The following is a 23903-nucleotide window of genomic DNA, read 5'->3' on the forward strand; positions in this document are numbered from 1 at the left end:
GACACGAGACCGGCCCCGGTAGCCGACCGGACCGCCCCAGGGCGTCAGCTGATCACCACCGGCGCAAGCTCTTCCAGTCGGTGAGCCGACGCCCGCGGCAACGAATTCGCTCGTACCGTGCTCCCTGCCATGACACGAGATCAGCACCAGTAGCCGACCCGCGGGCGTCAGCTGATCACCACCGCCACAAGCTCTTCCGGTTGGTGAGACGACGCCCGTGGCCGCGGATTCACCCGTGCCATGCTCCCAGCCATGACACACGAGATCGGCACCAGTAGGCGACCGGATCGCGACCTCGCGGTCGTCATCGGCGCGGGTGGTATGGGTATGGCCGTGGCGCGGCGGCTGGCGCAGTCGTATCGGGTCCTGATCGCGGACCTGGATGCAGCGCGCGTGCGCGAGGCCGCGGCCACGCTCTGCGCCGAGGGCGCCGACGCCACCGCGATCCCCTGTGACATCACCGATCCCGCCGCGATCGCGGCGCTGGGTGCGCGGGTCGGCGAACTCGGCGGACTCCGGGCGTTGGCGCATGTGGCCGGACTCTCGCCGTCCATGGCCGACTTCACCACGATCGTGAACGTGGATCTGGTGGGCGCGGCGCTGGTCGCCGACGAACTGCGCCGACGTGCCACGATCGGCTCGGCGGCGGTGTTCATCGCCTCGCTGGCCGCGCACAACGCCCGGCCCACCGAGGAACTCGACGTGCTGCTCGCCGATCCGAGCGACCAGCAGCTGCCGCAGAAGCTGGCAGACGTCCTGGGCGAGGAGGCGACCCCGGCGCGGGCCTACGAATTGTCCAAATACGCGCTGATCGGTTTCTGCCGCCGGCAGGCCGCTGCCTGGGGAGAACGCGGCGCACGGATCGTGTCCCTGTCCCCCGGCCTGATCGCCACCCCGCAGGGCGCCCGCGAATTCGAGCGCACACCCGCGAAAAAGGCGCTGTACGACCGGACTCCGCTGAGCCGCGAGGGCACGATGCTGGAAATCAGTGACGCGGTCGACTTCCTGCTCTCGGACCGCGCCTCGTTCATCTCCGGCACGGATCTACTCGTGGACGGTGGCCTGGCGGCCGCATTGCGTTGGCACAGCGCCTGATTCGCGTGGTTCCCGGGGTGGCAGCCGCACCCTGCCGGACTCTACCGGTGATCAATTGCGGGAGAACGGGATTCGACAGGACGTCGCGGAGATCTCGGTGGCGCGCCCCCGGCACAGGCCCTCGATCGGGATCCTGCGCCGGGCGAGCCGCGCGATTCAGTTGGTGGACTGGCCGGTCTTCTCCGCGCCCATCCCGGAGAACCCGACGCTGTAGCCGCCGTCCACCGGCATCACCACACCGGTCGTATAGGACGCCTCGTCACTGGCGAAAAATAGTGCGGCCGCGGCGATTTCGTCCGACAGGCCCCAGCGGTCCAGCGGGATTCCGGCGACGCGGAAGATCCCCGGGGGCGGGGTCGGGGACTCCTGGGACATCGGCACCAGGCCGGTCCAGATCGTGCCGGGGCAGACCGCGTTGACCCGGATGTTGTCATCGGCGTAATCGAGCGCGGCGGCCTTGGTCAGCTGGTTCACCCCGGCCTTGGCCGCGCCGTAGACGCTGTGATGCTTCCAGCCGACCAGGCCGGTCGCCGAGGACACGTTGACGATCGAGCCGCCGCCGGTACGACGCATCGACAGGATGCCGTACTTCATACAGAAGAACACCCCGCGCAGATTCACCCCGTGCACGCGATCCCAGTTCTCGGTGGTCTGCTCGTGCAACGGCATCAATCCGCCACCGAATCCGGCGTTGTTCACCAGGATGTCGATCCGGCCGAATCGCTCCTCGGCCGTGGCGATGATGCGCTGCACATCGGCCTCGTCGCTGACATCCGCTTGGACCCCGACCGCATCGCCACCGAGTTCGGCCGCGACGCGGATCGCGCTGTCGCTGATACTCGCGCCTACGAGTTTGGCCCCCTCCTCGGTGAACCGCTGGGCGATGGCCTTGCCGATACCCGACCCGGCGCCCGTGACAACCGCGACCTTATCCTTCAAACGCATTCGCGCTCCTTGAATTTCGTCCTGCCGTCTTCGATCCGAAGCGGCTAACGCGGCAAGCCCAGTCCGCGTTCGGCGATCTGGGTTCGCAGGATCTCGTTGGCGCCACCGGCGATCGTGTAGGCGCGCGAATACAGGTGCGCGTCCTGCCACCAGCCGCCGTCCACCGCGTCGGGATCGGCCTCGGTGAGCATGCCCTCGACGCCTTGCAGGCGGACGCCGAAATCAACCAGGTCGTGGTTCAATTCGCTGAAGAAGATCTTGCCCAGCGGGGCGTCGGCGGGCTGTTCGGTGTGGTTGAGCATGCGCGATTGGGCGAGATTGATCATCGCGGCGTTGACGTGCACGCGGGTGGCGAGCTCGCCGATGCTCTGGCGGGTCGCCGAATCATCCAGGGCCGCAACCCCGTTCACCTCGGTGTCGGCCGCCAGGCGCAGCAGGTCGTCGAGGGTGGTGAGCAGTTCCGCGCCGCGCGCGGCCACGCCCGAACGCTCATGGCCGAGGCTGCTCATGGCCACCCGCCAACCGTTGTTCACCTCGCCGATCACGTTGGCGGCCGGAATCCGCACACCGTCCAGGAAGACCTCGTTGAAGTCGGTGGTTCCGGTGATCTCGCGCAGCGGCCGGATATCGACCCCGGGACTGCGCATATCCAGTGCGAACGCGGTGATCCCGCGATGTTTGGCCGCATCCGGATCGGTGCGCGCGAGTAGATAGCCCATATCGGCGTGCTGGCCGTTGGTGGTCCAGACCTTCTGACCGTCGACGACGAAGACCGCGTCCGCGCCCTCGCCCTCGAGCCGGGCCCGGGTGCGCAGCGCGGCCAGGTCGCTGCCCGCACCTGGTTCGCTGAACAGCTGACACCACACGTCCCGGCAGTCGCGGATGCGCGGCAGGAACCGCTCGCGCTGCTCATCTGTGCCGAAGTCGATGATCGCGGCCGAGGCCAGCGACGCCGCGCCGATCGGCGGCCAGGTGCGGGCGCGGGCGATCTCCTCCGCGACGATGAACGATTCGAGGGGATGGGCGTCGGGGCGCCCGCCGAATTCGGCGGGCCAGTTGATGCCCAGGAAACCCGCCTCGTACAGCTTCGCGGTCCAGGTCCGGATGACCGGCATGAGTCCGGGTTCGGGCGCGCGCACCCCGGCATGCTTCTTGATACCGGGCGCATGTTCGGCGATGAACGCGCGCACCCGCTGCCGGAACGCCTCGAGTTCCGGTGTCGACTCCAACCGCATGGCACCTACTTCTCGTCGTGGGCACCGCTGCCCGATATTCGACTACTCTATCTGCATATCGATCGAATCGACGTCGCAGTTAGTCATATAGATAGTATCAATACGTTGAAAAGAGTACACTTTCTTCACCGGACCACCTCCGGCGAAGAACAATCGGGCAGCGTGCCGCCGCGCAGCCACAAAACAGTGGCCTGAACACGGTGATATGGCACCCGGAATACAGGTGGTGACGCCGTCGTCCCATGCTCCCGACTAGACTGAGGATCCGAAAATCCATCCCGAGGAGTGTGCCCATGGCGACTGCCGTCGAGATCGAGCCCGCCGACAGTGACCCCACTGTCGAGAACGGAAGCCCGGTCGGCAAGCTGGCCGCGCGCATCGCGCACCGTATCGAGGAGACGGTGATCCGCCGTGGCTGGCCGGTCGGTGAATCTCTCGGCTCGGAGGTGGGCCTGCGCGAACACTTCGGCGTGAGCCGCTCGGTCCTGCGCGAGGCGGTCCGCCTGGTTGAACATCACCAGGTCGCCCGAATGCGGCGCGGCCCCAACGGGGGCCTGTTCGTCTGCGCACCCGATGCGGGTCCGGCCACCCGCGCGATGGTCATCTACCTGGAATACGTCGGCACCAGCGTCACCGATCTGCTCCAGGCCCGGCTGCTGCTCGAGCCGATCGCCGCGGGCCTGGCCGCGGACCGGATCACCGAGGAGGGCATCCGCACACTGCGCGCCATCCTCGACGACGAGATCGAGCATCGGGACGATCCGGGCGGCTGGTCACACGACCCACTGCATCCGATCCTCGGCGAGCTGTCCGGAAATCCGGTGCTGCAGTTGTTCATCGACGTGCTCACCCGCCTGACCACCCGGTACGCGCACACCTCCCGCAGGATCTCCAAGGCGGAAGTGGCCGAGTCCAAAGAGGTTTCGCACCGGGCGCACACCGAGATCGTCGACGCGGTGATCGCGGGCGACGGCGCGCGCGCCCAGACCGCGCTGATCGGCCATCTGGAAACGGTGGCCGATTGGACCGAGAAGCATCGGGTGCGGAACCGCACGCGGATCTCCGGCGCGGTCATCGAGCCCGAGATCGTGGAGGGTCCGGGAGCCAAACTCGCCGAGGTGGTGGCCGGGCGGATCCACGACGACATCGCCTCGCGCGGCTGGCAGGTGGGCACGGTCCTGGGTTCGGAGGCCGATATGCTGGCCCGCTACGGAGTCAGCCGCGCGGTACTGCGAGAAGCCGTGCGGCTCTTGGAATATCACTCCGTCGCCCGGATGCGCCGCGGCCCCGGCGGCGGGCTCATCGTCGCCGAACCCGAACCCCAGGCCACCGTCGACACCATGGCGCTGTTCCTCGAATTCCAGGGCGTGACGGCCGAGGATCTGCGCATCGCCCGCAGCACCGTCGAACTCGGCATCGTCGAGGAGGTGACCGCCCGGTACGCCCGCGGGGAGACCGAGATCGCCGAGCGGCTCCACACGGCCGCGCGGTGGCCCACCGAGGGCCCCGAGGACGATCCGCGCAAGGCCGACCGCTTCCACACCGAACTGGCGGCCCTCGCCGGAAATCCGGTGCTGTCACTGTTTCTCGCGATCATCACCGAGCTGTTCCGCAGGCACGCCTCGGGCCATGATCAACCGCTGCCCGGGGCGCAGGCCGCCGATGACGTCGAACATGTCCACGGCCTGATCCTGGACGCGATTCTGCAGGGCGACACCGGAATCGCCCGGCACCGGATGCGCCGTCACCTCGACGCGCTCATACCGTGGTGGCACTGAACGAACCCGCGGGGACACCGAACCGGTGCCCCCACAAGGGGTCACACGCCGAATCGCGCCAACGCACGCGCCACCCCACCATGCCCCCGGATCCGGTGCCGACGACACGAAATCGCCCGGCACTGAACGCAATCGCCCCAGGCCGATACCGAGCAAACCCCATGGGCGACCGAACCGTCGTCCCCGCAACCAGCTCACATGCTGAACCACGCCTGTTCACGCACGACCACGTCGTCCGGATCCGGTGCCGGCGGCACGGCATCACCCGGCACCGGACACGCTCATACCGTGGATGCACCACGCAGACCCGTGGTGGCACCGAACCGGTGCCACCACGACAGGCTCACACGCTGAACTGCGCCAATTCGTGCGCGACCATGCCGTCCAGATCCGGCGCGGGCGGCGCGGGCAGGTCCACCGCACGCTCGCGGGTCGGCAGCAGGACGACCGCGGTGCCGGGGGTGGTGACCTCGCCGCGCTGATTCTCGCAGCGCACCTCGAGGTGGATCTCGTTGCGGCCGTCCACCTTTCGCTTGTCCGCCACGGTGCCGCGCACCCAGGTCGCATCGCCCAGGTAGTTGAACTTGCGGTGTTCGCAGCGCAGTTTCCACAGCCAGCCGTGATCGCCGACCCAGTCGGTGAGCAGGTGCACCAGCCAGGTTTCGCGCATACCGCCGTAATCGTAGGGATTCGGCAGGCCGAGTTCGCGGGCCCGCTCGGGCTCCCAGTGCAGGCGCTGCACGGTGTCCGGGATGTTCATCGGGTTGGGCGGGTACAGGCCCGGCGCCTTGCGGCGAATACTCGCGGCGATCTTGAACGCGCCGGGCGGAGTGAGTTGCATACCCCAGCCCAGATGCCAGACCACCACGTCGGTGGTGGTCAGCGGGCCTTTCACCTTGGGCTGCAACACTTCTCCGATTTCCACGTCCTCCCAGTACCGCGGTTCGCCGCCGCGCCGGGTCTCCGCGGCGTAGGCGGCGTCGAATTCGGCGAGCTGCTCGGGCGTGTAGGGCTCCTGGACGAGGGTCTCCTTGGCGCGCTTCTTCGAGGTGTGCCGTTCGGCGTTGATCCAGGTGCCCCGCCGCAGCGCGTGCATCTCACCGCGGCCGTTGGCGTACAGGTAGTCCTGGGTGACGTGCGCGGTGCGTCCACCGAAACTGCTGGGCTTGAGCTGCACACCCACCTGGGCCTGCAGCACCCGGCAGCGGTCACCGAGCCGAAGTGGTTGCCACCATTCGTATTCCATGACCGCCTGGTAGGAGCCCAGGCCCGCGAACGGGTCGCCCTTGAACAGCGCCTTGGTCTGCGCGTCGGGCGCGGGCGCGGCATCCTCGCCCATCGTGTAGAGGAATGTCGGCGGCGCGATCAGCGAACCCCACCGAGTGCTCGCCGCGTACTCCGAATCGCAGTACAGCGGATTGTCGTCACCGTAGCCGAAGGCGAAGTGCCGCACGCCATCCCAGGTCACCTCGTAGTTGTGCGGCGGATTGCGTTGCGGCTTGGGAATACCGAGGCGGCGGCGGGAGCGCTCGACCGCCTCGTCGGTCAGCACGCCGAACTGCTCGCCGGACTTGTTCTCGGTGCTCGTCATCGATGAATTCTCCTCGGTCGCTCAGGCTTTGGTGGGTTCGGCGAGGCGGGCGCGCACGATATCCAGCAGATCCACCCGGCTCACCTTGCTGGACGGGGTGCGCGGCAACTCGTCCAGCACGAGAATGTGCGCCGGTACCTCGTAGGGCAGCAGGTGCTCGCGGCACAGCGCGATCAGCTCGGCCACCGCGGGCGGGGTGCTGCCCGGCTCGGCCTCGACCGCCGCCACGGGCACCTGTCCGAGCCGAGTGTCCGGCAGCCCGGCCACCGCGGCCTCGCGCACAGCCGCATGCGTTTCCAGGACCCGTTTGACGGTATCGGGTTGCACCTTGAAACCGCCGCGAATGATGGTGTCGTCGGCACGTCCATCGATCCAGACGAAACCGTCGGCATCGATCCGGGCCAGATCGCTGGTCCGGACCCAGATCGTGTCGCCCTGCGCGGTCTGCGCGGTGCGGACCTCGAGCCGGCCGCTCTCCCCGATGGGCAGCTCGGCCCCGTCCTCACCGGTGACCCGCAACTCCACGCCCGCGAACGCGCGTCCGGTGCTGCCGGCCTTGGTATCCCACCACTTCTCGTGCAGCGGCAGCGTCCATCCGGCCACCGCGCCCGCGAATTCGGTTGCCCCGTAGGTCATCAGGACCGGGATGCCGTAACTGCGGAAGAATCTATCCGCGAGTTCCTTCGGGCACGGCGCGGTACCGGAGGTGACGACCTGCAGGCTCGCCAGGCGCTCGGCGGGCACCTCGGCGTCCAGCACCGTGCGGATGGCGGCGGGCACCAGGCTCACCGCCCGCAGCTGGTGCCGTTCCACCACGCGAACCCACTGTTCCAGAACGAATTTCGGCATCAGGATCATCCGGCGTCCGGTGGCCAGGCAGGCCAGCGCCCGCCACAGGCCACCGATGTGCACCATCGGCGCGGAGACCAGTGACGCCGATCGCGAGAGCAGGCGATCACCCTTCGGCAGCTGCCCACCGGAGGCGAGCGCCTGATCGAGTTGCTCGACCCGCAGGTGTATCCGCTTGGGCGCACCGGTGGTACCGGAGGTCAGCATCTCCACGGCCACACCGGGATTGGTCGAGCTCTCGGCCGGAACCGTGCCGCCCGCGGTGTGCACCGATCCGTCGAGATCCAGTCGCAGCGCCAGGCCCGAGGCAGTTACGGCATCGAGCACACCCGCACGCGAGAGCACCTCGCCACCGGAGATGACGACGGGCAGCTCACAACGGGCGATATCGGCGGCCAGCCGCGCGGCGGGCTGCAGCGGGCTCAGCATCACCACGCAACGCCCGGATGCGATCAGCGCGGCCACGGCCGCGACATGCTCGGGCCGGTTCTCCAGCACGACGCCCACGCGCGCATCCTCGCCCAGACCGGCGGCCTGCAAATCCCGCGCGACGGCCGCCGCGGTGGCCTGCACACTTCCCCAGGTCCACCAGACTTCCTCATGCTCGATCGCCTCGGCAGCGGCGGGCGCCTCGGCCAGCAGCCGGGACAGGCGGTCGCGAATTCCCACGTGATCAGCCTTTCGCCAGAGCCGAGCAGTGCCCGGCATGAAACGTTCGCCGTGGTGTCCGGCTCCGAGCTCGCCGAGTACCACCACCGCACCTATGAGTACATAGAGTACACTGATTTAAGTCAGACAATCGGTGATTATGCCAACATAACCGCCGAGAGGACGCCTCGTCGGCCTGAAAGCGTACAGTTGAGGGCACTTTTTGATAGACCCGGGAGTGACCGCCCGAATACGCTGAAACCCCGTCGAACGTGTGGGGCGAACACAATTGACGTGTGCGGCTCTGACCGCCTGCACCGGATTCACGTGCCGTGCACCGGATCGGGCCGCGCACGACACCGGCGGCGGCGCGCGTCCGAACGAGGCATCCAGCGAACGCCGGAAACTCGCTCCTCGGCATCCGGATACAAGGAACTCGCTGCCCGCTACCGCGTCGATCAATGACCGGAAACGGTAGCCGGTGGGCACGTGCGGAGGTATCCCGGTCGCCGAGCGAGCGACCGAGTATCCCCGATGATCAGAGGCCCGCGATTGCAGCACCGGCGACGACGTCCGAGTCCTGGCAGCCCCAGTGAGCCCGGTTGGCGCCGTTGCTGTTCCGAGGAGGCCGAGCCGGGGTCCACCTTCGCGCACTGTCCGCCGGCGACACTGATGGCCTGATCCGGCACAGCGCCCTATTGTGCGGGCGTGTCCCGGACCAGCGGCAGCGACGGTTCCTCGGCGAGTCGCTTGATGGCGTATTGCAGGGAAGTGCCGTTCCCCCAACCGGTGTAGTAGGCCAGCAGCAGATTCAGTTCGTAGAGTTGGTCGGTGGTGAGTTCACCGTTCTCCGTGGCTCCGCGGAGCTGGATCTCGAGCAGATCCGTGCGGCCGAGCATGGCCGTCGCGCCCAGCACCAGCAGCCGGCGATCGCGGACGGTCAGATGCGGCCGGCTCCAGATATCCGCGAACAGGTGCCCGACGGTCTCATCGGTCAGGGGCCGGTCGGTGCCCGCGTCGACGAGTTCGCCGAAACCCTTGCCGTACACGCGATCCAGCATGGCGCGGCCACGCTCGGTCGTATCCGTGGGCAGCGGCTCCGGTAGCCGGTAGGCGAAGACGTCTTCCATCACCGGGCGCACCACATCGGTGATCGGGACGTGAATTCCCGTCGCGCCGGCGAATTCCTGTGCGGCGGCGAGATCCTTCTGCGCGAGCGCGTCGATGTACTCCGGCTGGCCTTCCGGCGGTTGTTCACCGGCGACGATCTTGCGGAACCACATGAACGGCTCGGTACCACCGTCGGTGCTGCGCTCGAGGACCTCGAGCAACCGGTCCGGCGCGACACCGCCCGCCGCGAGGATCGTGTGCGCCTCGCGCACCACCGCCCAACTCGCGTAGGTGAGCATGTTGCGGGCCAGCTTGGTCACCATCCCCGCGCCCGCCGGACCGCAGTGCACCACCACCCGGGCGAAATCCTCGAGCACCGGCCGGGCCCGCGCCACGGCGTCGTCCGGGCCGCCCACCATCACCACCAGGCCGTTGTCCGCCGCCGCGCCACCGCCGGTCACCGCCGCATCCAGCAGCGTCACGCCGCGCTCGGCACACAGGGCGGCCAGCCGGTGAAAACTCGCCAGCGAGATCGTGGACAGCAGCGCGACGGTCAACCCGTCCCGGGCCGCGCCGAGGATGCCGTCCGGGCCGATCAGCACGGATTCGGCCTGCTCGGCATCGACCACCGCGATCAATACGACATCGCTGGCCCGCGCGACGTCGGCCGGGGTGGCGACCTGTGTGGGAACGCCCGGCAGCCGATCGGAGATCCCGGTCCGGGCATCCTGGACGACCGGCACCCGGCCGCTGCGCGCGAGGCTGATCGCGACGCCGCCGCCGATGGTGCCCAGTCCGATCACACCGGCCCGCAGGTCCGCTCCGGTAGCCGTTTCGACGATGCCTGCACTCATGTGCTGCACCTTCCTTCTGCATTTCGAGGTTGTCGGACCGTCCGGTACCGACACATGTTGCCGTGCCTCAACGGCACGGCGAGATCAGTCCGGGCATGCCGATGTGCTCGGCTCGCTCCGTCAGATTCCGGTCAGATCCGCCAGGCGGGAACGATGCAGCGCGGGACCGCCGAACAGCTGCTCCGCGGACTTCGCGCGCTTGAGATACAGGTGCGCGTCGTGCTCCCAGGTGTACCCGATGCCGCCGTGAATCTGGATGTTCTCCTTGGCCGCGCGGGTGAAGGCGGCCGAACCGCAGGCGGCGGCCAGCGCCGCGGCGACCGGGAGTTCGGACCGGTCCCCCGCCGCCACCGCCGCGGCGTGATAGGTCGCCGATCGCGCGGCCTCGAGTTCGAGCAGCAGATCCGCGCACTTGTGCTTGATCGCCTGGAACGACCCGATCGGCCGGTCGAACTGCACCCGGATCTTCGCGTATTCGACCGCGGCGTCCAGACATGCCTGTGTCCCGCCGACCTGCTCGGCGGCCAGCGCCACCACGGCCAGGTCCAGTACGGTCCGCAGGTAGCCGGAGGCATCCGAGCCGGTCGGGCCGACCGGTTCCGCGGGGACGTCGTCGAGATCGATCCGGGCCAATCGCCTTGTCGCGTCGAGGGTTTCCAGGCGCGTCCGGGTGAGTCCGCGCGCATCCCCCGGCACCGCGAACAGTGCCGGTCCCCCCTCGGTCCGCGCGACGACCAGCAGCAGATCGGCCGAGTGGCCGTCGATGACGAACATCTTGGTGCCAGAGAGAACCCAGTCCGCGCCCTGCGCCGTGGCCACGGTCGCGACATCCTCCAGCCGCCACGATCCGCTCTCCTCGGCCACGGCCAGCGTCGCGGTGAGCGCACCCTCGGCGATCGAGGGCAGCCAACGCGCCTGCGCCGCTTGGTCATTCGAGGCGAGCAGAGCTTGTCCGGCGAGTGCGACCGTGGCGAAGTAGGGCGAGGGAAGCAGCGCCCGGCCCATTTCCTCCAGCACGATCCCGAGTTCGACCGGGCCGCCACCGAAACCGCCGAACTCCTCCGGCAGGGCAAGGCCGTGCACGCCCAGTTCGGTGGCCATCCGCCGCCACAGCTCGGGGTCGTAGCCCTGCTCGGACTCCATCCATCGGCGCACCGACTCGCTCGGCGAGCGCTCGGCCAGGAAACGCCGGATCGTCGCGCGGAGTTCTTCCTGCTCGGGGGTGAATACCAGAGTCACGCGCGCACACCCTTTCGCGGTCTGTGCATCCGAACTCTCCTCTCAGCGGCGGTGTGGTCGAAGGCGGCCGATCGGCAAGGCGGGATCGTTCCGCGTAAGGCTCACCCGAATGCGCCCGATCGGCGGAGTCCAGCGGCGGGGCCGCGGGAACCTCCGGCGTCGGTCCGGACCCGACGCTATCCGACAGGTCCTCAAAAGAGTAGTCGTTATGTCCACATAGTGGAAGATTGGACGCCCAGAGATCCCAATACAGGGTACTTTTCTATATCAATTCGTTGATTCGCGTTCTCGCGCAGTGTTGGGGAGCAGGTATGACCGAGGGGCCGCGCACGGCGGTACTGCCACGGATCGCACGCGTCGATCCCGCCGATGTGACCCGGCGCGCGGGCGCGGCGATCGGGCGCGAGGTACGCGAACTCGAACAACGGCCCGCGGACGGTTCCAGCCTCACCTACACCGCCGTCACCCATACCGGGGTCCGCCTGATGATCAAGGTGGCCCCGCCCGGACTGCCGCCGAACCGCAATCGAGATGTCCTGCGGCAGGCCCGATTACTCGATGCCCTCGGGGAGGTGACCGGCGTGGCAGTACCGGAATTGTTCGGCTCCGATGCGGGCACGCCACCGCACGCTCCCCCGCTGGTGGTCATGTCGCACACCGACGGCGAACGCTATGAACCCCGCCACACCCGGCCCCGGATCCGCCCCGCCGCGGCCGATATCTGGTCCCGGGCCATCGCCGCGGCCCAGATGCTCGCCGCCCTGCACACACCCGCCCCCGGGGACTTGGGCATCGACGAAGCGCCCATCACGCTCGCGGCCGAGATCGAACGCTGGCACCGGGCGTTCACCGCCCGCCCGCTCGACCGGGCCGCCGCACAGGCCGAACGCGAATGCCGGGAGCTGCTCGCCGCCACGATCCCGGAGCCACTACCGCCCGCAATCCTGCACGGCGACTGGCGATTGGGCGCGATGCAGTGCGGCGGCCCGGAGATCCATGCCGTAACCGATTGGGAGACTTGGCATATCGGCGATCCGCGACTGGATCTGGCGTGGCTGCGGCTGATGTCCGACCCCGCCCACCCCTTCGCCATCGCTCCCGCCGCGCCCACCCTCGACCCCCTGGAACTCCTGGCCGTCTACGAGTACGCCCGCGGCGACGAGGTGGCACGGCAGGACTGGTTCGACGCCCTCGCCCGATACAAGCACGCCGCACTGTCCGCACTCCAGGTCGACAACGCCGATCGCCGCCACCGGACCAGCGGACGCACCGGCCGTATCCGCGACGGGATCCCGATCCTGCTCACCGCCGCACTCGCCCATCTCGCTGACTGAGCACACGATCCGGGCCGATTCAACCGGCGGCCACAGTCATCGCCACCTGGGTCAATGTGGCGTCGAATCGGAGAAGAGTGTACGAAACAGGCGGATCGACGCGAATCGCTCGCTGTACGCTGATGCGAATGGAGCTCACTACCGTCCGCTACGAAGTGCACGAGCACATCGCGACGATCACGCTGAACCGCCCCGAAGCCATGAACAGCTTCAACCAGGACATGCTCGAGGAGTTCGCCTACCTCTGGCAGACGATCAAGGACGACGACGAGGTGCACGTCGTGGTCCTGCGCGGGGCCGGTGACCGGGCCTTCAGCACCGGAATGGACGTCAAGCAGGGCATCGATCGGCACGCCAACGTGTGGTCGCAGACCGATCCCGGGGAGAAGTTGTCGCCCAAGCTCAATCAGGTGTGGAAACCGGTGGTCTGCGCAGTGCAGGGGATGGCCGCCGGTGGCGCGTTCTACTGGATCAACGAGGCCGACATCCTGATCTGCTCGGAAGAGGCCACCTTCTTCGATCCGCACGTGAGTTACGGACTCACCGCCGCACTCGAGCCGATCGGCCTGGCCCGGCGCATCCCGCTGGGTGAGACGCTGCGCATCGCGCTGCTCGGCCTGGACGAGCGGGTTTCGGCCGAACGCGCATTGCAGATCGGCCTGGTCAGCGAGGTGCTGCCGCGTGAGAAGCTGTGGGAGCGGGCCGAGGAGATCGCCCGCATCATCGCCGCGAAACCGGCCGCCGCCATCCAGGGCACCGTCCGGGCGATCTGGGAGTCGCTGGATTCCACCCGCACGCAGGCGCTGCGCACCGGGCTGTCCTACACCCAGATCGGCAATCCGATCGGCAAGGCCGAGGTCGAGCGTTCCGCGGTGCCCCGCCGCGACTGGACGCTGCGCTGAGCTCCGGTAAGTTCCGTAAAAGAGTATCCGTTTTCAAGGAGGACCCGATGCGGTTCGGTATGCCGTGGCCCGGTCGTGACGTCGCCCCCGAGGCCGAACAGGCCGGCGTGGGCGCGTTCTGCGCCGGGGATTTCGTCGATCGCGACGCCTATCTCACCCTCGCCGAGATCGTCTCGGGCACCGAGACCGCACTGGCCGGGCCGGCCATCACCTATGCCTTCGCCCGGACCCCCTATGCCCACGCCACCGCGCTGCGGCAGCTGCACGCGCAGGCCCCGGGCAGGCTGTTCCTCGGCCTGGGCAGCGCCGCGTTCCGGATCAATCGGGACTGGTTCGGCGTGCCGGGCGACCATCCGGTGGACCGGATCGCCGAGACCGCCGGGGCGATCCGCGCCTGGCTGCACGCGGAAAACGGTGAGCGAGTTCAGTATTCGGGCGAGTACTACAGCATCGACGCGGATGTGCGGGCCCCGGTTCTGGGACGGCTCGACATCCCGGTGCTGCTGGCCGGATTCAACACCCGGATGGCGGCGACCGCGGGCCGGGTGGCGGACGGGGTGATCGGGCACGGGCTGTTCACCCGCTCCTGGTGGGACGCGGTGGTACGCCCGGCCGTGGCACGGGGAGCCGCGGAATCCGGGAACACCGAACGTCCGCTGGAGTACGGCTGGATCATCACCGCGGTCGACGACGACGCGCCAGAACGCGCCATCGCCGATGCCCGCCGCATGATCGCCTTCTACCTCACGGTCAAGACCTACGACCCCTACGTCGCCCATCACGGCTGGCAGGAGCCGGTCGCCCAGCTGCGCTCGGCCTTCCGATCCGGCGACACCGCGGCGATGACCGCGGCGGTCACCGACGAGATGCTCACCGAAATCGCGGTCTGCGGAACGACTTCCGAGGCACGCAAGGCCCTGGCCTCCCGAGCCGGCTCGCTCCCCCAGGACATCGGCTTCTTCGCCCCGCCCTCCTACCTGGTCAGCCGCCGACGCCGCGCGGCATACGCCCGCGCCAGCCTCGACCTACTCGACGTCATCCCCGCCACGAGCTGACTTTCCCGCGGGAAACCACCACCGCTCGGGTACAGGCGATTTCCCCTCCGGCACAACAATTCAAGGCATGTTCCGAACGGTACCGAGTGACCGCGCACGCATTCGCACGCGCCGGTCTTCCCGGCCGATCGGACACCGGGAACCGAACCACCGTGGCCGGGCAGGAAATATCCTGCCCGGCCACGGTTTTCGGTAATCTCTCTCAGTGACCGAGAACGACCGATGTCGCACCGGACTCGTCCTCACCCGCCGCAACGGTGGCGGCCTCGGCCTGGAGCTGTTTTATCTTGCGCGGCAACAACAGCGCGGCGATCGCGCCGACCGCCGCGACCACCGCGCCGATCTGGAACGCGACCTGAAAACCGCTGTTGGTGTACAGGATCGCGCCGCCGGTGAGGGATTTGGGGATCGGCGCGATATACGAGTTGTTGAGCACGGCGAACACCACGACCGGCATCGCCGCCGACGATATGGTCTGGAACGTGTTGGCGAAACTGGATGTGGTGGCCTGCAATTGCGGTGACACCGCCTCGATCAGCAGGTTCGGCACCGTCGCGTACGCGAATCCCAGACCGGTGCCGGTGATCACCGCGAAACAGATCAGCAGCGCCTTGTTGTCGTGCAGCAGCGAGGTGAGCAGGAATCCCACCACGGTGAGCGCCATACCGGTCGCCATCAGCGTGCGCGGCCGGACGTTGCGGCCCACCAGGATTCCGACGATCGCACCGCCGACCACGATCATGCCGCCCTGCGGGGCCTGGAAGATCGCGTACGCCTTGGCGCTGACGCCGAATCCGTAGCCGAGCCCGGTCGAGCGCGGCGGCATGGTCATCATCGGCATCAGCACGGTGTAGAGCGTGCTGAGACCGTATGCGGCGGAGGCGGATACGGTGATCAGCACGATCGAACGCTGCCGCAGGATCCGCGGATCCAGCAGCGGCTCGGGTAGCAGCCGGACCGACACCAGCCAGGCGATCATGAAGGCGATACCGCCGAACAGATAGACCAGGGTCGACCCGCTCGCCCACCCCCAGGTGGGCCCGAAACTCACCGCGATCAGCACCCCGGCGATGCCCAGCCCGAGCAGTGCGGCACCGAGGAAGTCCATCCGCGAGCGCAGTCGCAGGCTGGATTCGTCGGTGGTGAACAGGATCAGCAGGCCGAACACGGCGGTCGCGATCGCGAAGAACCAGAAGATGCCGCGGAAGCCGAAGTGGTCCAGGCACCAGCCGGTCAGGAAGGGCGCGGGTATCGCGACCAGCCCCAGACCCGTGGTGACGATGCTGACCGACAGCGCGATCGTCTTGGCCGGGAACACATCCCGGATCAGCGAGTACGCGATGAACACACACGGGGTCAACGTGCCGGCCAGCGCCCGGCCCGCCACCATCAACCCGTAGGTCGGCGCGGCCGCGGTGATGGCCGAACCCACCGCCGAGACCGCGATGCAGATCAGCAGGATCTTGCGCTTGCCGTACATGTCGGCGAGCTTGCCCAGCAGCGGCGTGGCGACCGCGCCGACCAGCAGGTACGAGGTGAGCATCCAGGCGCCCTGAGTGGTCTGGAAATGCGCCTCGATCTGCGGCAGCGCCACCGACACCATGATGTAGCTGACCGTCAGCATCTCCAGCAGCAATACGATCGAGGCGAGGGAGAGAACCAGGCGTGGTGTCCACCTATCGGGGGCGCCGGACGGTTCGCTCGGATGAGCAACAGCACTCATCGTCGAGTCCTTTCGAGAATCTGCACGTGCTCTCGGTTTCCGCGGTCTTCGAGCGCCGGATCCGTGCAGGGGGTGAGGATCGCATGCGCCGTTGGTCGGATGCGGCGAATGCGTAACGCACATCACAGTCCACGGCGAGGCATCGGGCCGGGGCGATTTTCACTCAGTGGGAACTTCGGGCCAGGCGGCTCGCTACCGAAACATGACCGATCAATCAGTCGTTAATTCCTGCTACTCTATTTTGATTAGATGCGGTGTCGCGCCGTAATTGTCAACAGAATCCATCGACTGTGCCACCAAATGGGTATACCTTCCAGAGGCCAGTGGGTGTCGAGACGTTGGGTGGTGACTGGTGAATTTCGAACTGAGCGAAGAGCAGGCGATGCTGCGCGAGATCTCGCGCGAGCTGCTGTCCGACCATGCGCCGATCGGGGTTGTCCGGTCCTGGCTGGATCGCGACGAAGACGTCGATCCGAAGCTGTGGCGCCTGGCCGCCGAACTCGGCTGGCCCGGCCTGGCACTGCCCGAACAGTACGGTGGCGCAGGCCAGGGCCTGACCGAACTGGTCCTGGTCGCCGAGGAGGCGGGGCGGGCGCTGGCCCGCGGCCCGTTCCTGTCCACCGCCATCGTCGGCCACGCCGTCGCCACCGGCGCCACCGCATCGTTGCAGGCCGCGACACTTCCCGCGCTGGCCGATGGATCCGCCTGGGCCACTTGGGCTTTCGCGGAGCCACACGCCCCCTGGACGATCGAGGGCATCCGCGCCACCGCCCGCCCGGACGGCCGGGCGATCGTGCTCGACGGCGCCAAGACCGCCGTGCAGGATGCCGGTGGCGCGCGCTGGCTCCTGGTCACCGCGCAACATCCGGACGGCCCGGCCTCATTCCTGGTGGACCGCAACTCGCCCGGCGTCACGGTCCGGCACACCCGGACCCTCGATCAGACCCGCGCGTTCTACGAGGTCCGCCTCGACGGCGTGCGCGTCCCGGCCGGACACCGGCTCGACGGCGGGCAGGCCGAGATCCAGCGGCTGCTGGACTACGCATCGGTGCTGCGCTGCGCCGACTCCCTCGGGGTAATGCAGTATCTGCTCGATCTCACCGTCGAATACACCGCGGTTCGCATGCAGTTCGACCGGCCGATCGGCAGCTTCCAGGCCGTCAAACACGCCTGCGCCGATATGGCGATGCTGGTGCACGGCTCGCGCGCGGCCACCTACTACGCGGCCATGGCCGCCGACGCCGCGGCCGAGGACACCGCTCGGGCGGCGTGCGTGGCGACCTCGTACACCTCCGGCAGCGTCGGTGACGTCGCGGAGACGGCGCTACAGCTGCACGGCGGCATCGGCTTCACCTGGGAGCACGATCTGCACCTGTACCTGCGCCGGGCCAAGGCCGACCGGGTGCTGTACGGCGATGTCGAGATCCACCGCGACCGCCTGTGCACCCTGCTCCAGCAGACCTCGGCGTCGCTGTAACTCCCGATACCCCGGCGACACGCGATACCCGGCAGCACCTCGATACCTCGATGACACGCCGGATCCCGGCAGCACCCGTGATCCTCGATATCTCCACTGCCCCATGACATCCCGATAACACCTCACCTCACGACAGCACGGAGTAGTTCGATGACGAACAATGAATACGCGGGCAAGATCGCGTTCATCACCGGCGGAGGGCGCGGCTTCGGCAAGGCGTTCGGCACCGCGCTCGCGGAACGCGGAGCCCACGTGGTGCTCGCGGATATCGATGACGAGGTCGCCGAATCCGCCGCCGCGGAACTCATCGCACGGGGCGCGGGTGCGACCGGGGTGGCCTGCGACGTAGCCGACGAGGCCGCGGTGGCGGCGGCATTGGACGCGGTCGCCGAACAGCATGGCGGACTGGACATCCTGGTCAACAATGCCGGTCTGCACGCCGCGTTCAACCGCCCGTTCACCGAACTCGGTGTCGGCAATGTCCGGCGGGTGTTCGATGTCAACGTGCTGGGCACGGTCATCTGCACGCTGGCCGCGCATCCGCTGATGGCCGGGCGCGAGGGCGCGGCCATCGTGAACATCTCCTCCTCGGCCGCCTACGCCAACCGCACCGTCTACGGCGTCTCCAAGCTGGCCGTGCGCGGTTTGACCGTGGCGTTCGCGCGCGAGTTCGCCGCCGACGGCATCCGGGTGAACGCGATCGCCCCGGGCCTGATCTTCACCGACGCCGTCCGCGAGCAACTCTCCCCCGCCGAGGCGAAACGCGTTCTGGGAGAACAGATCCTGGAGCAGGAGGGCCGCGAGGAGGATATCGTCGAGGCCCTGCTCTATCTGCTCTCGCCCAAGGCGTCCTTCGTCACCGGCGAAACACTCCGGGTCACAGGCGGTTTCGCGCTGTCGGTCTGATCCCGCGCGGCTAACTCGCCAGCACCGGCGCGGCCTGGCGCGGCGCGACGACGCTATCGATGTCGTTCGCCGCGCAGGCCCCGCCGTCCACGAGCAGGTCGATCCCGTTGAGGAAGCTGGCCTGTTCGGACAGCACGAAGGCCACGACGGCGGCGACCTCCTCGGCATGTCCCATGCGCCGCAGGGGTGTTCGCTGCACGATCCGATCGATACTGGGGAATTCGGCGGCCTCGAGCTGGGACAGCGCGGTATCGATGACGCCCGGGGACACCGAGCAGATGCGCGCCCCCACCGCACCGAGCTGCACCGACTCCCGTCGAACGAAACGATGCAGGCCACGTTTGGCCCAGGTGTAGGCCGCAGACGGGGATTCGAGGCCGGGTCCGAGCGCCTCCCGCATCCGGCCCAGAAAATGCGGATCCAACGGGTTGTCCAGGATGGCCAGGGCGGCCGTATCGGGGGTTCGGGGATCGAGCATCGGCGACATGGCCGCCAGCACCGCCATCGCGGTTCCGTTGTCCGCCAACGGACGCAGGACATCGGCGAGCCGGGCCGTCGCGACCAGGTCGACGGTCAGGATCTGCCGCCAGTCCGAGAGTGTGGGCGAGCACAGGTCGGCGTGCACGACCGCACGCAGCGCGCCCAGTTCCTCGATGCGCGCGGCCAGGCGGATCGGCCCCTGCCGGTCGGTCAGGTCGAGGGTGAACGGCTGAGCGTCCACGCCCGCGTCCTCCACGAGTTCCCGGGCCAGCGCCGCGGCGGCACGTGGATCGCGATCGGTCAGCAGCAACGTGTCCACATGGTCCACGAGCTGCCGCGCGGATGCCGCACCGAGTGCACAGCCTGCGCCGGTGACCACTCCCACGGCCTTGCGGTGCAGCGTCAGCTCCCGCTTCCAGTATTCGACCATCACATCCTCCAAACCGGACCACCCTGTCCGGTATCACGCTACACGGGTGCCGCGGACAATGCGAGCAAATTCACAACCTTCACGGGGTGGTCGTGTCGATCCCCTTCCCGAGACGCCCACCACACCGGCAACGCGGCCGCGCCGGGCGAGATCTGCTCGCCGGCGCGGCCGCCGGAATCGCCGAAGGTGCCGAACTCAGGCCGCGACCAGCGCGATCGGCTCGACCGTCGAGGTGCCCTCGGCCAGTTCCTGCTCCTCGGTCTTGACTCCCCTGAGCAGCAGAATCGGCGTCGCGATCTTCCAGATGAAGTACACGATCGTCGGAATACCGCTCGCCAGCACTCCGTTCCACGCCAGCGGGCCGGTCTTGAACAGGAACACGAACGCGCCCGGAATGAGCAGGATGCCCAGCACGATGCTCAGCCAGCCGTACCAGCGCGGGAACACCGGCTTGGCGGTACTGCCGTTACGTCCGCGCCGATCGAGCAGCGCGGCATAACCGATCGCCCAGACCTGCAGCACGAAGATGCAAGCATCACCCACGTACATCAGCCAGAACATGTCGTTCAACGTCGAGAGCATTTCGAGCGAGTGCCGCTCCACGTGGTAGACCGCGGCCGAGAGCACTGCCATCGGGAAGAAGAACCCGATCGGGGCCACCACGCCGGTGAGGATCTGGATCATGGACAGAATGCCCCAGCCGCCCTCGATGCGACGCATCTGCAGACTGGTGACCACCACGTACGGATACTCGAACGGCACGACCAGCACGATGACGGCCGTCGCGGCGAGAATTCCGGTCCTGTGCTCGACGAGGAAGTCCCGCACCTGTTCCTGAGAGAGGTTCGGGTCCATCGGGCTCAGCAGGCCCGCCGCGGCGAAGGCAGCTGCCATCCCGATCAGGAGCACGAAGCCGAACCACGAGGAAAGGCGCTCCAATCTGAAGTATGTCTGTCTGTTCACGGATGGATCTCCTTCGATCTCTGTGCCGTCGCCGGCGCGCAATGTCGTCCACCTCGACGACAGCGAGATCAGTGTGAGCAAGCGCACTCGTGCGTACTCGACGGGTTTCCGCTCAACGGAAAGTTGGCGGCGAACACCCGGAAGTCCCGTCCGCGCTCTCCCGTTCAGCGGTGTTCGCCGGGACCCGGATTGAATGCCCGGCGGCCGGGGCGCACGATTACCGCATGGTGGACGTTGATGTGACCGAGGCAGTGCGGCAGCTCCTACCGCAGCTCGTAGCACGTGCGAAGGAAGTCGACGCGACCGGGCGCATACCGCAGGAGTCGATCGCCGAACTGGTCGACGCCGGGATGTTCCGCATGCTGCAACCGAAGTGGTGCGGCGGCCTGGAGAACGATCCGAGCCTGTTCTACGAGTTCGTCCGGACGATCGCCGGAGCGTGCGGTTCCACCGGCTGGGTGACCTCGTTCCTGGGTGTGAGCCCCTGGCATGTCGCGCTGTTCGACGAGCGCGCCCAGCGCGATGTCTGGGACGAGCACCCGGACGCACTGGTCTGCTCGGCCTACGCGCCGGTCGGACGGCTGGTTCCGGTGCCCGGCGGTTACGAGCTCAGCGGGCGCTGGCATTTCGTCTCCGGATGCGCGCACGCGTCGTGGGCGCTGCTCGGCGGCACCGTGGTCTCCGAGACCGGGCAGTCGGTGGATATCGTCACCGCGCTCGTGCCGCGCTCGGACTATCGCATCGAAAATGTCTGGGACACAGTGGGATTGCGCGGCACCGGCGGTGAGGATCTGCATGCCGAACGAGTATTCGTCCCGGAATATCGCATCCTGCGCAATTTCGACGTCGCGCTGCGGCGCGGGCCGGGTCAGAAGCTCAATCCCGGACCGCTGTACCGCATGCCCTACGGCACGATGTTCAGCCACGCGGTGACCGCGCCGATTCTCGGTTTCGCGGATGGATCGCTGCGGGTGTTCCTGGAGCATATGCGCGATCACACTCGGCTGAGCCTGGGCGGGCGCACCCTCACCACCGAACAGCACATCGCCGTGGGCCGCGCCGAATCGGAGATCGACGCCGCCCTGTTGCAGATCAACCGGAACCTGCGCGAATTGTACGAATGCGCTCGTCGGCGGGAGGAGATCCCGATGCGGCTGCGCCTGCGCGCCCGGCGCGATCAAGCGTGCGGCACCGAGAAGGCGATCCGGGCGATCGACGAGGTTTTCGGTGCGGCCGGTGGCATTTCGCTGCGCCGGGGCAATCCGATCGAACGTGCCTGGCGCGACGCGCACGCCGCCAAGGTGCATTCCGCGAACGATGTGAATGCGGCGCTGGCGCTGTACGGTCAGGGCGCGTTCGGCATCCCCATCGACGACATGCTGGTCTGAGCCGAGCAACCCGCCCCGGCCATCTGGCGCACCCGATCATCCAGCGGCACAGGGGCATTCGGTGTATTGTCGAATGCCCCTGTGCCGCAAGACCGAATCGCCGCTACCAGCCGACCAGCCGGTCCACCACGAGCGTCGCGGTGGACAGATAGTCCCCGTAGCTGCCGCGGAAGAACAGCAGCGGCGTCTTGACCGACTCCACCTGCAGTTCGCGCACCCGGCCGACCACCATGAAGTGGTCGCCGAGCTCCACCTCTTTTTCCACCGTGCAGTCCACCCACGCCACCACGCCGTCCAGTACCGGATTGCCCAATGCCGAAGGGCGCCAGGTCACTTCGGCGAACCGATCCGCGCCCTTGGTCCCGAATCTCCGGGAGACGTGATCCTGATCGCCCGCGAGCGCATTGGCACAGAAGCGCCCGGCGGCCCGGATGAGCGGCAGCGTGGACGAGGATCGGTCAACCAGGAACGACACCAGCGGCGGGTCCAGGGAGACCGAGGCGAAGGTTCCCACGACCAAACCCTGTGGCCGCTGATCCTCTCCCGTCGTCGTGATCGCCACGACGCTGGTGGGAAAGTGCCCCAGCACATTTCGGAAGTGCGGACCCTCGACCATCAGGTCAGTCCGACCATCGGGGCGGCCAGATCCAAGCCCATGGTGGCGAGCGAGTTCGCGTGGTACGCGACGCCGGGCACGTGGATCATGTGCGACAGGCCCACATGCGCGTCCCGCCAGTACCGCTGCAGCGGGTTGCTGCGGCGCGGGGCGTTGCCGCCGGACCGGGCGAAGATCTCGTCGAGCGCGGAGACCGCCCGCCACGCGGCGCGAACCTGGTTGCGCCGCACCACCGATCGGTCCTCGACGGTGACCTCGCCGCCGGCCTCGACCTTCTCGTAGAGGCGGCTGATGCCGTCGATCAGATGCACCCGCGATGCCTGGATCTCCGCGGCGGCCTCACCGGCGGCGTAGAGCACGTACGGATCGTCCTTGACCTGCACACCGGTCACCGCGACACGGTCGCGCTGCTGGCTCATGTGCAATGCCAGCGCACCCTCGCAGATGCCGATCACCGCCGAGGTGATCCCGAGCGGGAACATCGAGGTGAAAGGCAGTTTGTACAGTGTCTCGGTGCGTCCGGCGCGGGCCGCGGCGACACCGGTCTGGATCTCGGTCTGGTCGACCACCCGGTGCGCCGGAATGAAGGCGTTGTCGACGACGACGTCCTTACTGCCGGTTCCCGACAGGCCGATGACGTCCCAGGTGTCCTCCTGGATGGGAGCATCCGAGCGCGGCACCACCACGTGCAGTACGGCGGGCGGCTGTGCGGGCTTGCCCTTGCCGTTACCGGCCAGCGCGCCCAGGAAGTTCCAGTCGCAGTGGTCCGAACCGGAGGAGAACGGCCAGCGACCGCTCAGGGTGTAGCCACCCTCGACCGGATCGGCCACCCCGTTGGGCATATAGGGCGAGGCCACCCAGGTGTCCGGATTCTCGCCCCAGATCTCCTGGGAGACACGAGGATCCATCTGGGCCAGCTCCCACGGATGCACGCCGACCACGCCGGCCACCCAGCCCGCCGCGCCGTCGCGCTGCGCCAGGGCCATCACGGCCTCGGCGAAATCCCGTGGGTGCGCGGCGAATCCGCCGTACTCCACCGGCTGCAGCAGGCGGATCACCCCCGCCGAACGCATCAGATCGACGGTCTTGTTGCTGAGCTTGCCGAGCGCCTCGTTCTCCTCGGCGAGCGCGGCGAGCTCGGGGCCGAGCTCCTCGATGCGGTTTACTACTTCGTGTGCCACGCCGCACACCTCCTCAATACTGAAAGGTCGAGATCGCCGCTGCGTCGGCGGGATTCGCTGATTGTCATTTCGCGGTTCGATCCGCGCTCGCGCGCTTTCCACTC

19 protein-coding genes are annotated in these 23903 nt (G+C 68.0%); 8 read left to right on the top strand and 11 right to left on the bottom strand.

Going from position 1 to position 23903, the window contains the following annotated elements:
• Nucleotides 1-252: 252 nt before the first annotated feature.
• Complete coding sequence (locus tag ON40_RS20815) at nucleotides 253-1095, top strand: SDR family oxidoreductase (protein WP_063713066.1); 843 nt, start codon at nucleotides 253-255, stop codon at nucleotides 1093-1095.
• A 156-nt stretch (nucleotides 1096-1251) separates the two neighbouring features.
• Here ON40_RS20815 and ON40_RS20820 read toward each other — a convergent pair whose 3' ends face one another.
• Nucleotides 1252-2040: an SDR family NAD(P)-dependent oxidoreductase gene (locus tag ON40_RS20820; protein ID WP_040825304.1), complete on the bottom strand. Its 789-nt coding sequence runs from the start codon at nucleotides 2038-2040 to the stop codon at nucleotides 1252-1254.
• A 44-nt stretch (nucleotides 2041-2084) separates the two neighbouring features.
• The gene (locus ON40_RS20825) at nucleotides 2085-3275 is read right to left on the bottom strand and encodes an acyl-CoA dehydrogenase family protein (RefSeq protein ID WP_040825305.1); all 1191 of its coding nucleotides are present in this window, start codon (nucleotides 3273-3275) and stop codon (nucleotides 2085-2087) included.
• 293 nt (nucleotides 3276-3568) lie between these two features.
• Between ON40_RS20825 and ON40_RS20830 the strand changes: the two genes are divergently transcribed.
• Nucleotides 3569-5053, top strand: coding sequence for a FadR/GntR family transcriptional regulator (locus ON40_RS20830; RefSeq protein ID WP_040825306.1), 1485 nt, complete (start codon nucleotides 3569-3571; stop codon nucleotides 5051-5053).
• 343 nt (nucleotides 5054-5396) lie between these two features.
• On the opposite strand, the gene ON40_RS20835 is transcribed toward ON40_RS20830, so the two are convergent.
• The 4 genes from ON40_RS20835 to ON40_RS20855 form a co-directional block, all read right to left on the bottom strand.
• The gene (locus tag ON40_RS20835) at nucleotides 5397-6644 is read right to left on the bottom strand and encodes a MaoC family dehydratase (RefSeq protein WP_040825308.1); all 1248 of its coding nucleotides are present in this window, start codon (nucleotides 6642-6644) and stop codon (nucleotides 5397-5399) included.
• A 21-nt stretch (nucleotides 6645-6665) separates the two neighbouring features.
• The gene (locus ON40_RS20840; protein ID WP_040825886.1) at nucleotides 6666-8162 is read right to left on the bottom strand and encodes a class I adenylate-forming enzyme family protein; all 1497 of its coding nucleotides are present in this window, start codon (nucleotides 8160-8162) and stop codon (nucleotides 6666-6668) included.
• A 674-nt stretch (nucleotides 8163-8836) separates the two neighbouring features.
• Nucleotides 8837-10105, bottom strand: coding sequence for an NAD(P)-binding domain-containing protein (locus ON40_RS20850; protein WP_051193363.1), 1269 nt, complete (start codon nucleotides 10103-10105; stop codon nucleotides 8837-8839).
• A 120-nt stretch (nucleotides 10106-10225) separates the two neighbouring features.
• On the bottom strand, nucleotides 10226-11344 hold the full coding sequence (locus tag ON40_RS20855; protein WP_040825312.1) for an acyl-CoA dehydrogenase family protein: 1119 nt from the start codon (nucleotides 11342-11344) through the stop codon (nucleotides 10226-10228).
• Nucleotides 11345-11655: 311 nt separating this feature from the next.
• On the opposite strand from ON40_RS20855, the gene ON40_RS20860 reads away from it, so the two are divergent.
• The 3 genes from ON40_RS20860 to ON40_RS20870 all read left to right on the top strand — a co-directional run bounded on the left by ON40_RS20860 (nucleotide 11656) and on the right by ON40_RS20870 (nucleotide 14635).
• Nucleotides 11656-12678, top strand: coding sequence for a phosphotransferase (locus tag ON40_RS20860; RefSeq protein ID WP_040825313.1), 1023 nt, complete (start codon nucleotides 11656-11658; stop codon nucleotides 12676-12678).
• Between the two features lie 122 nt (nucleotides 12679-12800).
• The gene (locus ON40_RS20865) at nucleotides 12801-13580 is read left to right on the top strand and encodes an enoyl-CoA hydratase/isomerase family protein (protein ID WP_373281948.1); all 780 of its coding nucleotides are present in this window, start codon (nucleotides 12801-12803) and stop codon (nucleotides 13578-13580) included.
• 47 nt (nucleotides 13581-13627) lie between these two features.
• The gene (locus ON40_RS20870) at nucleotides 13628-14635 is read left to right on the top strand and encodes an LLM class flavin-dependent oxidoreductase (protein ID WP_040825317.1); all 1008 of its coding nucleotides are present in this window, start codon (nucleotides 13628-13630) and stop codon (nucleotides 14633-14635) included.
• A gap of 202 nt (nucleotides 14636-14837) precedes the next feature.
• On the opposite strand, the gene ON40_RS20875 is transcribed toward ON40_RS20870, so the two are convergent.
• Entirely contained in the window at nucleotides 14838-16358 is a 1521-nt protein-coding gene (locus ON40_RS20875; RefSeq protein WP_051193364.1) for an MFS transporter, read from the bottom strand.
• A 352-nt stretch (nucleotides 16359-16710) separates the two neighbouring features.
• Between ON40_RS20875 and ON40_RS20880 the strand changes: the two genes are divergently transcribed.
• Together ON40_RS20880 and ON40_RS20885 are read left to right on the top strand one after the other, a co-directional pair.
• Nucleotides 16711-17835 carry an acyl-CoA dehydrogenase family protein gene (locus ON40_RS20880; RefSeq protein WP_040825318.1) on the top strand — a complete coding sequence of 375 codons (1125 nt, stop codon included), beginning with the start codon at nucleotides 16711-16713 and terminating at the stop codon, nucleotides 17833-17835.
• A gap of 150 nt (nucleotides 17836-17985) precedes the next feature.
• Nucleotides 17986-18741 carry an SDR family NAD(P)-dependent oxidoreductase gene (locus ON40_RS20885; protein WP_040825320.1) on the top strand — a complete coding sequence of 252 codons (756 nt, stop codon included), beginning with the start codon at nucleotides 17986-17988 and terminating at the stop codon, nucleotides 18739-18741.
• Nucleotides 18742-18751: 10 nt separating this feature from the next.
• Here ON40_RS20885 and ON40_RS20890 read toward each other — a convergent pair whose 3' ends face one another.
• Both ON40_RS20890 and ON40_RS20895 read right to left on the bottom strand, forming a co-directional pair.
• On the bottom strand, nucleotides 18752-19651 hold the full coding sequence (locus ON40_RS20890; RefSeq protein WP_051193421.1) for an SDR family oxidoreductase: 900 nt from the start codon (nucleotides 19649-19651) through the stop codon (nucleotides 18752-18754).
• A gap of 195 nt (nucleotides 19652-19846) precedes the next feature.
• Nucleotides 19847-20614, bottom strand: coding sequence for a hypothetical protein (locus tag ON40_RS20895; protein WP_040825895.1), 768 nt, complete (start codon nucleotides 20612-20614; stop codon nucleotides 19847-19849).
• A 227-nt stretch (nucleotides 20615-20841) separates the two neighbouring features.
• Here ON40_RS20895 and hsaA point away from each other — a divergent pair, with 227 nt between their 5' ends.
• A complete protein-coding gene (gene hsaA, locus ON40_RS20900; RefSeq protein ID WP_085997771.1) occupies nucleotides 20842-22002 on the top strand; it encodes a 3-hydroxy-9,10-secoandrosta-1,3,5(10)-triene-9,17-dione monooxygenase oxygenase subunit in 1161 nt (386 codons plus the stop codon).
• Between the two features lie 103 nt (nucleotides 22003-22105).
• Here hsaA and ON40_RS20905 read toward each other — a convergent pair whose 3' ends face one another.
• Both ON40_RS20905 and ON40_RS20910 read right to left on the bottom strand, forming a co-directional pair.
• Nucleotides 22106-22618, bottom strand: a complete 513-nt coding sequence (locus ON40_RS20905) for a flavin reductase family protein (protein WP_040825323.1) — start codon at nucleotides 22616-22618, stop codon at nucleotides 22106-22108.
• Nucleotides 22618-23799 (bottom strand): acyl-CoA dehydrogenase family protein, encoded by a 1182-nt coding sequence (locus ON40_RS20910; RefSeq protein WP_040825325.1) that lies wholly within the window; start codon nucleotides 23797-23799, stop codon nucleotides 22618-22620. Before ON40_RS20910 ends, ON40_RS20905 begins: the two co-directional genes overlap by 1 nt.
• Nucleotides 23800-23903: the final 104 nt, after the last annotated feature.

The organism is Nocardia jiangxiensis NBRC 101359 (genome assembly GCF_000308615.1).
Lineage (GTDB): Bacteria > Actinomycetota > Actinomycetes > Mycobacteriales > Mycobacteriaceae > Nocardia > Nocardia jiangxiensis.

What these genes read in the sequence shown, in the direction of transcription:
- ON40_RS20850 (WP_051193363.1), bottom strand. Translation starts at nt 10,105, where the DNA reads ATGAGTGCAGGCATCGTCGAAACGGCTACCGGAGCGGACCTGCGGGCC.
- ON40_RS20835 (WP_040825308.1), bottom strand. Translation starts at nt 6,644, where the DNA reads ATGACGAGCACCGAGAACAAGTCCGGCGAGCAGTTCGGCGTGCTGACC.
- ON40_RS20830 (WP_040825306.1), top strand. Translation starts at nt 3,569, where the DNA reads ATGGCGACTGCCGTCGAGATCGAGCCCGCCGACAGTGACCCCACTGTC.
- ON40_RS20885 (WP_040825320.1), top strand. Translation starts at nt 17,986, where the DNA reads ATGACGAACAATGAATACGCGGGCAAGATCGCGTTCATCACCGGCGGA.
- ON40_RS20870 (WP_040825317.1), top strand. Translation starts at nt 13,628, where the DNA reads ATGCGGTTCGGTATGCCGTGGCCCGGTCGTGACGTCGCCCCCGAGGCC.
- ON40_RS20890 (WP_051193421.1), bottom strand. Translation starts at nt 19,651, where the DNA reads ATGGTCGAATACTGGAAGCGGGAGCTGACGCTGCACCGCAAGGCCGTG.
- ON40_RS20825 (WP_040825305.1), bottom strand. Translation starts at nt 3,275, where the DNA reads ATGCGGTTGGAGTCGACACCGGAACTCGAGGCGTTCCGGCAGCGGGTG.
- ON40_RS20905 (WP_040825323.1), bottom strand. Translation starts at nt 22,618, where the DNA reads ATGGTCGAGGGTCCGCACTTCCGAAATGTGCTGGGGCACTTTCCCACC.
- ON40_RS20875 (WP_051193364.1), bottom strand. Translation starts at nt 16,358, where the DNA reads ATGAGTGCTGTTGCTCATCCGAGCGAACCGTCCGGCGCCCCCGATAGG.
- ON40_RS20815 (WP_063713066.1), top strand. Translation starts at nt 253, where the DNA reads ATGACACACGAGATCGGCACCAGTAGGCGACCGGATCGCGACCTCGCG.
- ON40_RS20860 (WP_040825313.1), top strand. Translation starts at nt 11,656, where the DNA reads ATGACCGAGGGGCCGCGCACGGCGGTACTGCCACGGATCGCACGCGTC.
- ON40_RS20820 (WP_040825304.1), bottom strand. Translation starts at nt 2,040, where the DNA reads ATGCGTTTGAAGGATAAGGTCGCGGTTGTCACGGGCGCCGGGTCGGGT.
- ON40_RS20865 (WP_373281948.1), top strand. Translation starts at nt 12,801, where the DNA reads ATGCGAATGGAGCTCACTACCGTCCGCTACGAAGTGCACGAGCACATC.